Annotated in this window: 11 protein-coding genes; 10 read left to right on the top strand and 1 reads right to left on the bottom strand. The window is 35.9% G+C overall.

What is annotated here, in order from left to right; genetic code table 11:
• Positions 1–318: 318 nt before the first annotated feature.
• From GHD00_RS18455 to GHD00_RS21325, 10 genes are all read left to right on the top strand, one after another.
• Positions 319–1,938, top strand: coding sequence for a hypothetical protein (locus GHD00_RS18455; protein ID WP_163539680.1), 1,620 nt, complete (start codon positions 319–321; stop codon positions 1,936–1,938).
• 149 nt (positions 1,939–2,087) lie between these two features.
• Positions 2,088–3,596 carry a murein biosynthesis integral membrane protein MurJ gene (murJ, locus tag GHD00_RS18460; RefSeq protein ID WP_163539681.1) on the top strand — a complete coding sequence of 503 codons (1,509 nt, stop codon included), beginning with the start codon at positions 2,088–2,090 and terminating at the stop codon, positions 3,594–3,596.
• A 20-nt stretch (positions 3,597–3,616) separates the two neighbouring features.
• Positions 3,617–4,510: a PIG-L deacetylase family protein gene (locus tag GHD00_RS18465; protein WP_163539682.1), complete on the top strand. Its 894-nt coding sequence runs from the start codon at positions 3,617–3,619 to the stop codon at positions 4,508–4,510.
• 179 nt (positions 4,511–4,689) lie between these two features.
• Positions 4,690–5,736 (top strand): glycosyltransferase family 4 protein, encoded by a 1,047-nt coding sequence (locus GHD00_RS18470; protein ID WP_163539683.1) that lies wholly within the window; start codon positions 4,690–4,692, stop codon positions 5,734–5,736.
• Positions 5,737–6,164: 428 nt separating this feature from the next.
• A complete protein-coding gene (locus tag GHD00_RS18475; RefSeq protein WP_163539684.1) occupies positions 6,165–7,184 on the top strand; it encodes a glycosyltransferase family 4 protein in 1,020 nt (339 codons plus the stop codon).
• Between the two features lie 69 nt (positions 7,185–7,253).
• Positions 7,254–8,528: a nucleotide sugar dehydrogenase gene (locus GHD00_RS18480; RefSeq protein WP_163539685.1), complete on the top strand. Its 1,275-nt coding sequence runs from the start codon at positions 7,254–7,256 to the stop codon at positions 8,526–8,528.
• 5 nt (positions 8,529–8,533) lie between these two features.
• On the top strand, positions 8,534–9,244 hold the full coding sequence (locus tag GHD00_RS18485) for a WecB/TagA/CpsF family glycosyltransferase (RefSeq protein ID WP_163539686.1): 711 nt from the start codon (positions 8,534–8,536) through the stop codon (positions 9,242–9,244).
• Between the two features lie 1,157 nt (positions 9,245–10,401).
• Positions 10,402–13,065, top strand: coding sequence for an S-layer homology domain-containing protein (locus tag GHD00_RS18490; RefSeq protein WP_163539687.1), 2,664 nt, complete (start codon positions 10,402–10,404; stop codon positions 13,063–13,065).
• Positions 13,066–13,300: 235 nt separating this feature from the next.
• Positions 13,301–13,918: an SLAP domain-containing protein gene (locus GHD00_RS18495; protein WP_163539688.1), complete on the top strand. Its 618-nt coding sequence runs from the start codon at positions 13,301–13,303 to the stop codon at positions 13,916–13,918.
• 478 nt (positions 13,919–14,396) lie between these two features.
• Positions 14,397–14,528, top strand: coding sequence for a hypothetical protein (locus GHD00_RS21325; protein ID WP_276208292.1), 132 nt, complete (start codon positions 14,397–14,399; stop codon positions 14,526–14,528).
• Positions 14,529–14,542: 14 nt separating this feature from the next.
• Here the strand turns inward: GHD00_RS21325 and GHD00_RS18500 are convergent.
• A partial coding sequence (locus GHD00_RS18500; protein ID WP_163539689.1) for an ATP-binding protein occupies positions 14,543–14,730 on the bottom strand: 188 nt, incomplete at its 5' end.

The raw sequence follows: 14,730 nt of genomic DNA on the forward strand, positions 1-14,730 counted from the left end.
TGTGGAAAAATACGAGACTCCTGTGGGAAAGGAACAGTCTGAAGACCCCTCAGGCGAACGGTTTTGGTGAGTGAGGAGGCTGAAGCGTTCCCCACGGAAAGCGAGTGTTTTTCCACAGCGTCGATTAAGCACTCATCGTGAACAGAGTGAGAGGAAAACTTTTTAGGTTTATTACGTATTATATGGCTATTGTGCAGTGAGGTTTATTGAAAAATCAACAACCTTTTCGATAACAGCTTGTGTTAGTATTGACGGTCAAAATGGACTAACATACAATATATCTTGTATGTCATTTTGCGTAGAAAGAAGGAACTAGATTTGAAGAAAAAAGTGGTTTTAGCTTTAGGCATCATAGCTTTACTAACATCTATAAGTTTCGTGGTGTTTGATTTAACTAAAAATAAAAAAAATAAAGAAGTATATATAACGGAATATGAGCTCAGTAATAACGATACGATCCAGATGAAAACGTATGGAACTTCCTTAGAAAAACAACAATCAGAGACGCATGATCGTTTCTATAGTACATATGATAAAACGACAACTTATACTTTGAAAGATGACGAGTTTAAAATTGTGGAAAGAGTTCTCCCTAATGAAGATTTATTCGTTTTTATAAAATGGGTAAATAACGGATCAAAGCAAGAAGAGGAAAGGATAGAACTCTCCCTAAACTATGAAACGAACCAAATGACGATGTCCAATTTTGATCAATATGAAGTAGAGCATGAACATGATAGTACTTTCGGGGTGGATACTACTACGTATCCAGTCGGTCTTTTTTCATTTGAACACTTAGACCAACATCGTGACATCATGTTAAGTAAGAATTATGTATCACGTAAATTAACGAAACAATACGAAGATGGAACAGAGAGTTTTATACGAGAGTTACTCCAGGAATATAATCAATCAAGCCTTATGCATAATGATGATTCTGTTTCATTATCTTTTGAAATGACATCAAGTAATGGAGAAATTTCAGAAAATTGGTTGATGGTATCTGATCAAGAATTGTTTGAAGAAGAAGAGGAATTAGCAAAATGGATTGAGTTATCGAATAAGGAATACCAAGATGTGAATACTTGGTATGTAGCGGATGGCGTTTATTCTAAGATTCCTTGGTCTATAGAACCATTCGCCGAGATGGGTTATGGAAAAAGTGTTCTTCGTTTTAAAGAAGACACCGCAGCTAATCGTTATCGTGTTCAAAATGAAAGGTATTATTATAATTTATTAGTCAATTCCTTAGTTAGTTATGCCAATTATCCTAAAAATGAAGATAGTGTGTATGAAACTCATTATACCAGTACATGGTTAAAAGATGAATATGGCACCAAAGCACCTTATGTGGATACGAGACATAATGAAATGAGTGCTATTTATATTGACCAAATATCAGAATTATTAAGCTTGGAAGATGTAGATAATCAACTTATACAATATGCCGATTACTTGTTGAAGCAGGAAGAGCTAGAAAACGTCCTTTATGTACCGGATGATAACGGGTATTTTATTTTAGATTATTATGACTATGATACAGAAACACAGTTAACGCACACATCATTAAATCATGCTTTGGGAGGCATGAACCTATTATTTGATGTTCACTTAGACACAAGTGAAGAAAAATATTATGAAGTTGCCAATCAAATAAGAAAAGCGATTAAAGCGACAGAGGATGATTGGATAAGAGATGATCATGACTTGTGGTACGAGATTAATACTGATTTTGCATACACGGGTAGAGATTATCCATTGCTTACATTAAGGGATTTACTTGATGCGGAATATTATTGGCAGACCATTCATCAAACAGATGAGCATATTTTTTCTAAACTGGTTCGTTCTAAAATGAAATATTTGCAAAATAACGAAGTAGAATTGGATGAAGAGATCAGAGAAAAATTGAAAAAAGCTAACTATGATTTACCATAATAGCAAGAATTTATTGAAGCAATAAGATTAGAAAGATGTTTAGAAAACGTATAAGGTGTGATATAATCACTATTATGTATGATACATACTTGCTTTTAAAGCTAACATTTAAAGCAGTATAAAAATGGTCTAGATAAGAGGGCTTTTCATTGAAACGTAAGTTAGGAATAGCAAGTTTATTGTTTATCATTATATCATTATTATTAAAAGTTTCTGGATTAGTAAGGGACATGGTGATCGCCTATTATTTTGGCGATAGTTATGTAGCAGATGCTTATTTAGCTGCCTTTATTATTCCAAATACTTTTATACTATTTATGACAACAGGTATGAAGAATGCTTTTGTCCCAAGCTATACCGAAGCACTTGCCCATGGAAAGGGTGCGAATCACTTAACGCAGATCTTTAGAGGGAATGGCTGGGTCAGCTTACTGGTAGCTCTCATAGGTGCTAGTGCAGCTCCTTTATATATTCGATTGTTGTATCCGGATTTCCGGCCAGAGGCAACAGATATCGCGGTATATGCATCGATGATTTTGTTTATTGCCGTATTTTTCACAGGATTAAATGCTGTTTTAGAAGCATTGTTTGATGCCCAGAGCAAATATAGTTTATCTGTTACGTCTCAGATCATTGTCATTTCAACTTCTATTATTGCTGCATTTTTATTTGCAGATCAGATAGGTGCCTATTCGATTGCGATTGGATATGTAGTCGGCACCATTATTTCATTACTATTTAAGAAAATACTTATTGGTAAAAAGCAAAAGTTGTCTTTAATAGGTCCTATACAATGGAAAGAATTAAAGACGTTTTATCCAATATTTATACCAGTAGCTTTAACTGTAGCTGTTGGTCAGATAAATTTAATGATTGGCACCGTATATGCTAGTAAGTTTAGCGAGGGTGCGATTACTTATATTAATTACGCTAAAAATTTAGTTCATATGCCGCAAGCGATGTTCGGTGTTACGATTGGCACGATTATTTTCCCATTATTAGCAAAGGCAACCGCCAATAAAGATTATGACTTGTTTAAAAAAGGGATTGCACAAGGTTTAACGACCATGTATTTTATTTTATTGCCTGCGATTATGGGCATGATGTTATTGATGCCAAACATCATTTCGCTTTTATATGAACGTGGAGCTTTTACATCTGAAGCAACATTATCAACATCCTATGTTGCCTATTTTTATTTTGGCTCAGTTCTTTTCTTTAGTTTGAATCAAGTTATCAATAAAGGGTTTTATTCGTTAAAGAAAGGGCATATTATCTTAACGATTAGTGGAAGTTCTATTATTCTGACCTTTATATTAAATGCGATTCTAACAAAATGGTTGGGATATCTAGGAATCCCGCTAGCAGCTTCTCTTAATGGATTATTTTATGTCGTAGGGACATTCATCATCTTCTTTAGAATGATGAATGGTTTTTCCTTGCGCTTTCTAATAACAGAGTATGTGAAGGTAACGTTAGCGGTGGCGATCATGAGTGTGGCTGTCTATGGTACCAAGCTGGTGCTGCCTTTTTCTCATGATTTATGGATTATTGTCGTGATTGCCGTTATGGGCGCTATGATTTATGCGGTTAGCGCATGGTTATTAAAAATTCAGTCGATGCAAATTATATTGTCAAAATTCACAAAGAAACTGTGATTCAAAAGGGAGTCATCTTGATGAATAGTAAAGAACTCATATTAAATATATTAAAACCAGTTAATTATCCAATAACGAAACATTTCTTATCCAAGTACTATCAAGCGGACAACGCATCAGCTGGTACAAGAAATGCCAAAAAGGTCCTGGTTCTTGCCCCTCATATGGATGACGAAACGATTGGATTAGGCGGAACTATAAAAAAACATGCTGATGAAGGTGCGGATGTATATGTTACCTTGATCACAGACGGTTCGAATAGTGTGAGTTCTTTATCGAAAGAGGCCTTAACCAAAAAGCGCTTAGAGGAAATGGAAAAAGTAAAAAGTTTATTAGGCATTAAAGATATTCTTTATATGGGTATTCCTGATGGCAATGTGAAAAGCATAGAAGAATCACAGCAAAAATTACAAAATATCATCGAACAGACACAACCAGACATTATTTATAGTACATTATTTGTGGATGCACATACAGATCATACAGAGACAGCTATTCTCTTGACAGATGTCATCAAACGGTTGAGCGAACCAGCGTTTGTGGTTCGATTGTATGAAATTAATTGTGCGATTCCCCCTAAATACATCAATTGTGTCGTGGATATATCCGATACTTTTGATGTCAAAAAGCATGCGATCGATACTTTTCAGTCCCAAGCCATTGCCTTTGATGGTTTTATTGCACTAAATAAGTGGAAAAGTAATCTCGTGAAAGAAAAAGTGGAAGCAGCAGAAGTATTTCTAGAATGCCAACCGCAAGAATTAGAGAAACAAAGACAAGTGACAGAACAATATAAGAACCAATATCCTAAGATCTTTAAACAGATTAACCGAACAGATACATTGCTTTGGGCGATTTTTCAAAGCGAAAAGAAAAAAACGCAATTATATGACCAAAGTATCGGTACGTCCTGATAATGTGACTTCTGAATGATTTTATCTATGAAACTTTTTTCCAATTGATTTTCCAATGGAATTTATATATAATTACTCAAGAATCTTTTAGAAAAAATGTATGAAAATATGAAATTACTGAAACTTATTTAGTAGATTGTTCGTCTATTATAGTGGTAGACAGCGATAGGGGGATGAACATGGATTATATCTTGCCATTAATTCTGTGCATTGGATTGGCACTAGCACTTACACCATTAGTCAAGAAATTTGCCATTCAAATTGGTGCAGTGGATCAGCCAAATGCGCGAAAAGTACACCAGAAAGTCATGCCACGATTAGGTGGTTTAGCTATATATATTAGTTTCTTGATCGGCTTTGTTATTTTCAAACCGGTTGGAACAGAGTCTTGGCCTTTATTTATTGGAGCCACACTTATCGTAGCTCTCGGTGTGGTGGATGATCGTTTTGAGCTTCCGGCTAAAATGAAATTTTTAGGACAGTTAGTTGCTGCGATTGTCACCGTGATCGGCGGTATGCAAATTGACTTTATTGTTATACCTTTTGCAGATCGAATTGAATTTGGTGTGTTCGCCATTCCATTCACGATCTTGTGGATTGTTGCGATTACCAATGCGATCAACTTGATTGATGGGTTAGACGGACTTGCAGCAGGTGTATCATCGATTGCCTTAATTACCATTGCATCGATGGCGGTAACAATGGGGAATATTTTTGTAGCAATCCTTGCCTTATTACTGTTAGGAAGTACACTAGGGTTTTTATGGTACAATTTCCATCCTGCCAAAATCTTCATGGGAGATACAGGTTCCATGTTCCTTGGCTATATGATCAGTGTCCTTTCGATCGTCGGGTTATTTAAAAATGTTACGTTTTTCTCTTTAATTATCCCGATCGTTATTTTAGGTGTGCCCATTTTAGATACGACATTTGCCATTATTCGTCGTATTGTGCAGAAAAAACCACTTTCTGCGCCTGATAAATATCATTTACACCATTGTTTAATTAACTTAGGCTTTAGTCATAGACAGACTGTGACAGCCATTTATGCCTTAAGTGCATTGTTCGGCCTAGCTGCTATTCTCTTTACCAGAACAACACTATGGGGTTCCACTGTCATGTTAGTCTTACTTCTGATTTTAATCGAATTGATTGTTGAAGTAACTGGCTTGATCAGCAAGAGTTATCGTCCATTATTAAATCTAATGGCAAGTAAAGAGAAGTAATGACGAAAGAAAAGCACTTCTTGTTAACAGCAGGGAGTGTTTTCTTTACACGTTAGAAAATAGCATAGATGCCATTTTGAAAGTTTGATATGTGCTAACATAAGCTCCGTCAATATGCTTCGCTTTCCGCGGGCATGGCCTTAGCCTCCTCACTCACTATCGTTCGCTGCGGGGTCTGCGGCTCATGCTATTCCCGCAGGAGTCTACGCATATTGACTACGCTTGATTTTAGAACTACAACTTTTGAAAGAAGAAAAAGCCATTTGGGTGAAAGTGGGTATTTTTCTACAGCGGAGATAAAGCACTCGTTCTAAAAAGCTAAGCTATACATTTCATGAAAAATATGCTATTTATACTAAGAGTTGTATAAAACAGAACCATTTTCATAACACTAAATCCAACGATAAAACAAAAGTAGGGATTTGTGTATGATAATGGTCGGTGTTTTGTACGGTTTTATAGCTCTGTTTATTAGTTTAGCTGGTTATTATTTCGTTAGCTGGCTTGCTTATCGCTTAGACATCATTGATCAGCCGATTCGTGAAAAAATCCATCAGACTCCAACTCCAAGGCTAGGTGGACTCGCCATTTTTTTGGCATTTGTGATCACGATTTATTTATCTCCAGCTGACTTGAAGACGATACAACCCATTTTATGGGGGGCCATTGCCATTGTTATCGTTGGTTTACTGGATGATAAATATACATTAAGAGCCATGTGGAAGCTGCTGTCACAGGTCATAATCGTTTTGGCCGTGATTGTGTATAGTGACATCGCTGTTACCAAACTTTTTGTGCCATTTTTCGGATTGGTCCATCTCGAACCTTATGGTCATATCCTGACGTTTATATGGATGATTGGGATTATTAATGCGATTAACTTGATTGATGGACTGGATGGATTAGCAGCAGGAGTTACGATGATTGCCTTAGCTACTATGGGGATCATGGCAATTATCGAATACCAGATATTGCTTTTTTCTTTATGTATCATTTTAATTGGAGCGATTAGCGGGTTTCTTGTGTTTAACTTTCATCCTGCCAAGATTTATATGGGGGATACAGGATCCCTATTTCTCGGTTATATGATGGGGGTACTGCCATTATTAGGGCTTTTTAAACAAGTTACTTTTTTGGGCTTTATCATCCCTCTTGTCATTTTAACTGTTCCAATCTTTGATACCTTATTTGTGATGCTGCAGCGATTATTGAATGGGCAAAACATTTTTCATCGTGATCAAAAGCATATTCATTATAAATTATTACAGCAAGGATGGTCACACAAAGAGACCGTTTTGATTATATATAGTTTTGCGACTTGTTTTGCAACTTTATCCATCATCATGGCGTATACCATGATGCCATGGAAATGGCTTGTGATTTTAATTTATGTTATTGTCATTATATTATTTGCCAGATTTGTTTGGAAAGTACCGTCAGAACAATAAAATCCCATACTAATTACTATAGAGTGATGATTATGGGAATTACTTAACAAGAGAAAGGAAGTTACCTCATTGAAACAGTTGTGTGTAATAGGTTTAGGATATATTGGATTACCAACATCCGTTATGTTTGCTAAAAGTGGATACCAAGTACAGGGAGTAGATGTCAATCAGGAAGTTGTGGACACCTTACAAAAGAAAGCTCTGCATATCGAAGAGCCAGGCTTACAAGAAGCATTAGAGCTCGTGATGGATAATGGTAATTTCACAGTCTCTACGGAGCCGAAGAAAGCGGATGTTTATATTATTGCCGTGCCTTCTCCGATCACAGAGGAGAAAACAGCTAACTTGGATTATGTTCGTGCAGCGACAGAAGCGATCGTGCCGTTTGTGGAAAAGGGAAATCTCGTTATCTTAGAATCAACTGTTCCACCAAGAACAGTAGAAGATGTTATGCTGCCAGTACTAGAAAAAACAGGTCTAGACCTTGAAAAAGATTTATATATATCTCATTCACCAGAGCGTGTGATTCCAGGTAAAATCTTTCAGGAATTAGAGCAAAATGATCGTATTGTCGGTGGTATTAACCCAATCGCTGCTGAGAAAACCAAAGAGTTGTATCAAGCATTTGTCAAAGGGGACATTCACTTAACCGATGCAACCACAGCAGAAATGGTCAAAGTAATGGAAAACACGTATCGTGACGTGAACATTGCTTTTGCTAATGAATTAGCTAAAATTGCGAATAACATTGGAATCAATGCGTGGGAGGCTATTCGTCTGGCAAACTTCCACCCAAGAGTGAATATTCACCAGCCAGGACCTGGTGTAGGTGGACATTGTATCGCGGTTGATCCATGGTTTTTAGTGGAACTGCAGCCAGAAGAATCAAAAATCATCTCTCTTGCTAGAGAAACAAACGATAATATGCCAGCTTATACCGTTCAACGCGTGCAAGAGATTTTACAAGAAAATGAGGTATCCAATCCAACCGTTGGGTTATTAGGGCTTTCTTTTAAAGGAAATGTGGATGACATGCGTGAAAGCCCAAGTTTAACGGTAATGGAGCATTTAAATAAAGCAAATATTAACTATAAAGTATATGATCCACATATCAAAGATATTCGTGTGCCGCACCAAGTATTAGAGTTAGAGGAACTAGCGGAACAAACAGATATTTTGATGATATTAACAGACCATCAACTGTTTAATACGTATGAACCAGAAAAGTTAAAAGATTTGATGAAGAACTATATTGTATTTGATACGAAAAACTTATTAGATGAAATAAAATGGCGTAACGCTGGCTTTGATTACATTCGTCTAGGCGATGCGAAAAATAGGTGAGGTAAATGGATAAAGAAAACATTTTAGGTGTGCAAGTCTCTAATGAAACGTATGATAGTTTGAAAGAAAAATTATTCGGTTTAATTGGGACTGACAAACAAGCGTTTATTGTGGCGGTCAATCCAGAAAAAATCATGAAGGCATCAGAAGATCCTGATTTAAAGAAATTGATCAATCAAGCAGATTATCAAATTCCTGATGGGATAGGTGTGTTATTAGCATCAAGGTTGCAAAGAGGATCTATTCGCGAGCGAATTACTGGTATTGATTTAATGCAGACATTAGTAGCAGAAGCAGCAGCTAAACAGAAGAAAGTCTTTATGTATGGCGGTAAACCAGGTGTCGCCGATCAAGCTGCAGAAAAACTGCAAGCACAATATCCAGATTTGCAAATTGCTGGTACGATGAACGGATACGAAAAAGATCAGCAAAAAGTGATTGATACGATCAATCAAGCAAACCCTGATGTATTGTTTGTGGCATTAGGAAGTCCTCGTCAAGAAGAATGGATACGTGATAATAAGGAGAAGCTGAACGTATCGATTTTCCAAGGCGTAGGTGGATCCTATGATGTGATCGCAGGAAACTTGAAACGAGCACCAAAGATTTTCATTAAATTTGGCTTAGAGTGGTTCTATCGATTATTAGCAGAGCCATGGAGAATCAAAAGACAATTAGCATTACCAAAATTTTTGCTAAAGGTATTAAAAAGGTGAAAGACGGTTTAGATCCGTTTTTCACCTTTTTTTTATTGTGTTTTTATAATTGAATAAAGAATAGAGTTTGTGCTTAATATCCATAAACTACACAACAACTTTAGCATGACTTTCTACCATACTTCCGAAACTGAGTGCAAAGAATCGCTTCGACAAGATACTTCGCTTTCCGCGGACACGGCCTCAGCCTCCTCGCTCGTCCCTCGCTGCGGGGTCTTCGGACACGTGTTGTTTCCGCAGGAGTCTTCGTATCTTGCCTCCGCTTTGTGTGGAGTTCTGATTGAATAAAGAAAGAGCGCAAAGAAATGAATTCTTATGGATCTATTCTTCTCAAAAGTAGAACTCCTTTATTAGCGAAGTGTTCTGTCGGAGTGAATGATAGCACACATCTCAAACGAGAATGGCAGAATGCTACACAGAGACAAATTTTTACTATTGCGCAGTTTTGTTCTACTTCACATTAATGCATGAAAAAAAATGCCGGGTTTTGTTCGTTTTTTCATTATCACGGTGAACAATTGTCTAACTCCCCTAATTCAAGACTTAGAATAATAAAAAATATAAGTGAGGGATAAAGAAAACCCCACTGATAGAGTCTCTCTTTATTGTGTTGTAGTAGTAATGACGGCTCTTATTTGCGTAGAATTCCTGCCAACGTAGTTATATTATGGAAAGATAAGCATAAGGTAGCAAAAGGTAATTTAATCCAATACTAAAAAGAAGTTGGTTACATTATGTAAACAAGGGTATAAAGTATCACGCTCTGATTAAACTGAGTACATACTACCATGTAGGTATTATGAATACGTTTTATTATGTTGAATTTATAAAAGTTTTAGTATTATGTAAACTGTAATTTTTGGTTTTGGGGGAATATAAAAGAAATAAAACTAAAAATATGATTAATTTCCTTGTCAAAAATTACAACATCTAGTAAAATTAAATCTAGTTTGAGTTAGCAATACATAGCTCAAATTCCATAATTACCTTCAATTAGATTTTATTGGTTGACAAGTAGTTCTATAGATTCGTATACTTGTTTACAGGTAATTATATTTATAGGAATTTACTATTACTTTAATTGATTTATAGGCTAATAGATTTAAAGTAATAGTGAAATATATAAATAGTTATATACTAAGGGAGGAAATTTATTTATGTCACAAAACAAAGCTTTTCGTAAAGTTGCGGTAGGCTCTTTAGCGGCAACTGCAGCGGTTGCAGCAGTTGCACCAGCTGTGTCTGCTGATGAAGTAAAGGATTTCACAGATGTTTCACCAGAAAGCAGTCATTACGATGCAGTTCAATGGGCTGCAGCAAATGGAATCACTGGTTATGAAGATGGATCTTTTGGTGCAGGTGATGAGCTATCTCGTCGTCACGCAGCAGTTTTCTTTAACCGTATTTTTGATCTGCCTGAAGCAACTGCAGATGATGTATCTGATTATTTTGATGATGTAACTGCAGAAGATTTCTATGCTGCAGATATCGCAGCAACTGCAAAAGCAGGAATTTTCGCAGGTTATCAAGGTGAATTCGGTTACAATGACAACCTTACTCGCCAACAAATGGCTAAAGTTATCGTTGAGTACTTTGATTTAGAAGACACTGGCGAAGATACTGGTGTTAACTTGGACAACGTTCATGAAACATATCATGAATACGTAACAATCCTTGCTCAACATGGAATCACTACTGAATTAGATGATTTCCGTCCGGGAGACAATGTAACACGTGCACAATTTGCAACTTTCTTACATAGAGCGGTAGATGCAACTGCAGCTCCAGAAGTTGAGAGTGTAAGTGCGATTGGCGTTAAAACTGTTGAAGTTAAATTCAATACAGCAGTAGATACAGATGCTGCTTCTGTTCAAATTAAAAGAGGTGCAGCAAATTACGGATCAGACGTAGAGTGGAACGAAGCGGGAGACACTGCTACTGTTACAACTGTAATTGAGTTGCCTGAAGATGATTACTCGGCAGTAGTTACAGGCATAGCTGACGAAGCGTTAACATATGACTTTTCAGTTAGTGAGGAAGTTGAATCTGATGTTGCTCTAACATCTACAACTGTTGATGATGGAGATTCTGCTGCACAAGTTGCATTCGTTGTTGAAAACCAATATGGTGAAGACATGGAAGTTGATGCTGATGATTCGGCAATAAGTGTATCGGCTTATAATGTAACTCAAGGTAAGGATGTTTCAGGTGACATTACTGAACCTAGCGAACAATATTTTGAATTAAAAACAGATACAACTGCTGATGATTATGAAGTTGGAGATGAAATTCGTTTCACTGTAACTTATAAAGGTCTAACAACTCAATCTAATGTTGTAGTTGCTGATCCTTCATCTGCAGCTGCTATTGAATTTGGTGATATTGTTTTAGGTGAAGATGACACAAGACTAAATGTATCTGATGGTACGGTTAAATTAAATTATACTTTATTAGACCAATATGGTAATACCACAGACTTATCTGCTACTGGTGTTTCTGCTCTTCCAACAACAATTGATGATGTTCAGTTTCTTTCATCAGATTCAGGCGTAATTAGTGATATCGCTGTTGTTAATGATGCTGATGGATATGGTGAAATTGAATTAACAGTTGCTGGATCTGGAACTGCAGTTATTACTGCAATCAATAATGAATCTGGTGATATTGCTAAGACAACAATCACAGTTGAAGAAGACTCTGCTCCTGAGTCAGTTGCAATTGATGCACCAACTAAATTGATGGCAGCAGGAGATGAAGCATTTGATTTAGGACTAACTGTAACCGATCAGTATGGTGACATCCTTGATTCAGTAAATGGTTTGGTTGCTGATATTGATTTAGCTGGAGCTACTGTAGGTTTGGTTGATGCTGATGATGTAACTTCTTTAAATGTAGATTTATCTGGTGCAACTGTTACTGAAACCACTGAAGTTGAAATCACAATTACTGATGGTGCAGATGAACTTGGTACATTGACATTCGATGTTGAACCAAATGCTGTTGCTCAACAAATCACTGCTACAAGCTTCCCAACAGTATTTGAAGATCAAGCAACTCTTCAACTTTCAAATGATGATTTAACAGTAGTTGACCAATATGGTCGTAATTTTGAAGGAACTATAACAGTAGCTTCTGATGATACAGGTGTAGTTTCATCTGACGGATCAAACGATACAATTACAACTGTAGCTGAAGGAACTGCAACATTAACTATCGATGTTGACGGTGTTACTAAAGAAGTAGATGTAAAAGTAATTGGTTCTGATGATATTGAGAGCTATACTGTAGATAGCATTGACACAATTTATGCTTCTGATGCTGAAGATGTTTATAATGGGACAGTAGCTCTAAGTGGGGTAGATGCTAATGGAAATCAAGTTAAATTAGTATCAACTGCACCAGACTTCATCACTTCAAGCAATGCTTCAGTTGCTGATATCGATTCAACTGGTAAAAAGGTAGTAGGTAAATCTGAAGGAACTGCTACTATCTCTGCTTGGAAAGGTGGAGAAGTTGTTGGAACAACAACTGTAACAGTGTCTGAAGATGCTCCTGTTGCTTCTGAAGTTACTCTTGATCCAGCTACTACTACAGTTGCAGTTGGTGCTGGTACACATGATATTAGTGGAGACCTAGAAGTGTTAGACCAATATGATGTTGACGTTGCAGATCCAACTGCAGGATTCTGGACAACTAGTGATGCTAGTGTAGCAACTGTTACAGACGGTGTTGTTACGCTGAATGCAGCTGGTGATGTTACAATTGGATATGTTACTTCTAACGGATTAACAGACTCTGTAGAACTTACAGTTAATCCATAATAGATCATAGCTAGAATGATAGTAAAATAAAGAGAGAATTTAAGGCACTCAGCCAATGGTTGGGTGCCATTTCTCATTCAAACTAAGTTTTACTTGAGATAATAAATACTACTATACAAAAACACTCCCAAATAACCCGTCTACTAGAGGTTCAAATGTTATACATCGAATTCAATTTATTAAACAATAGAAAGCATCTAATATTTTATAGTAGAATATTATAGGAGGATATTATATGTTTAAAAGTGTTATCGATATTAACAATAAAAATGAAATGATTAAAATAAAGGAATTTGGAAATATAACATATATTACTTTCCAAAATGAAAGAATTCTTTATGATGTAAGATCCTCTAATATAACAAGTGAATTTGTTGAAAACGTTTATGATTTAGGACTTATAGATTTTGAAAATAATATGTATTCGAAGGCAGTTACAAATGATGATGAGTTGCGCAGTTTTTTTGATAACACTGAAAAGAAGTTGTCTACAGACCAAATTAGGAAATATAAAGAATATATCGATGATAAATTAAAAGTACCTAAAGGGCAAACTCGAATAAGTGTTTTTGATGTTACATTGAATAAAAATGGCGGATTAGATGTTGTACTTTTATCCGTAAATAAATCCAAAAAATGCTTAGTTATACCAACATTACCAATTAAAATTGTAGATAATAACAATAATAAAATAGTTTGGGAATTGTTTAATGTAAATATTAAAACTAAGGTAAATAAAATATCGTATCATAAACTAGTAATAGATAATCAAAATACCAAATTTGCGGATATTGACTTAAGTGAATGGAAAGCAACTTTTGAAAAACCATTGGACAAAAGTCTAGCAATCTAGAACAATTGTCTAATTAAAAATAGAACAATTGAAGATGAGAATGGCCAGCACAATGGCTGTTCTCGTCTTTTTTTATTTCCTAGTTACTTCCTTTTTAAAATCAAAGACTTGTACACTTCAAAAAGCCGACCCGATAGAAAAATGAATGAAAGCGAAGTGTGAAACGGTAAAAATCCCGATTAGTATCAATTAAATTTGGAAATTGGGCCTGTCACCACCCGAAATGTGTCGAATGACATAAAAAAAGCTCTGTGGAGAAAAATCTCTGCAGGACTTTTCTTTATAATAGATACATATGTATTTAATCAAGGTGCCTGTCACTTCCCGATAAATTAATTCTATACAGTCCTTAACTGATAAATTTAATACTAAGCTTGCTAAAGTAGCTAAGTCTGAAACAGTAAGTGATTTAAGAAAAGCAATAGAAAAACTAGAGCTGAGCAAGTATGAATCACTTTTCAAAGAGAAGAAAATAAAAGTGGCGGAAAAGATGTTTGATTTAGATTATAGAAAATGTAAGACATTAAGTTCATTGGAAAGACAATTAAAAAGCAGTATAAAGAAAATGGAAGAAGAAGAGTCGGTAACTGTAACCGTCAAGTTAAATTGAACACTTTTTGCTCATTAATTTTGAACAGTTTTTTCTTTGAATATCGTACTTCTATTCTTTAATCGAAGGCTGTCTCCTGATAATTGAATGATTTCAGCACGGTGGATTATCCGATCTAATATTGCTGCTGTAATGGCCGGATCTCCTAATAGCTCTCCCCAATCACTGGGTCCCTTGTTAGACGTTAATATAACGGATGATT

The sequence above is a fragment of the Gracilibacillus sp. YIM 98692 genome, assembly GCF_010993965.1.
In the GTDB taxonomy this organism is placed as follows: domain Bacteria; phylum Bacillota; class Bacilli; order Bacillales; family Amphibacillaceae; genus Gracilibacillus.

Bases quoted from the DNA above. Each gene is read 5' to 3' on its own strand.
- GHD00_RS18495 (WP_163539688.1), top strand. From the start codon at position 13,301: ATGTTTAAAAGTGTTATCGATATTAACAATAAAAATGAAATGATTAAA.
- GHD00_RS18470 (WP_163539683.1), top strand. From the start codon at position 4,690: ATGGATTATATCTTGCCATTAATTCTGTGCATTGGATTGGCACTAGCA.
- GHD00_RS18485 (WP_163539686.1), top strand. From the start codon at position 8,534: ATGGATAAAGAAAACATTTTAGGTGTGCAAGTCTCTAATGAAACGTAT.
- GHD00_RS18475 (WP_163539684.1), top strand. From the start codon at position 6,165: ATGATAATGGTCGGTGTTTTGTACGGTTTTATAGCTCTGTTTATTAGT.
- GHD00_RS18490 (WP_163539687.1), top strand. From the start codon at position 10,402: ATGTCACAAAACAAAGCTTTTCGTAAAGTTGCGGTAGGCTCTTTAGCG.
- GHD00_RS18465 (WP_163539682.1), top strand. From the start codon at position 3,617: ATGAATAGTAAAGAACTCATATTAAATATATTAAAACCAGTTAATTAT.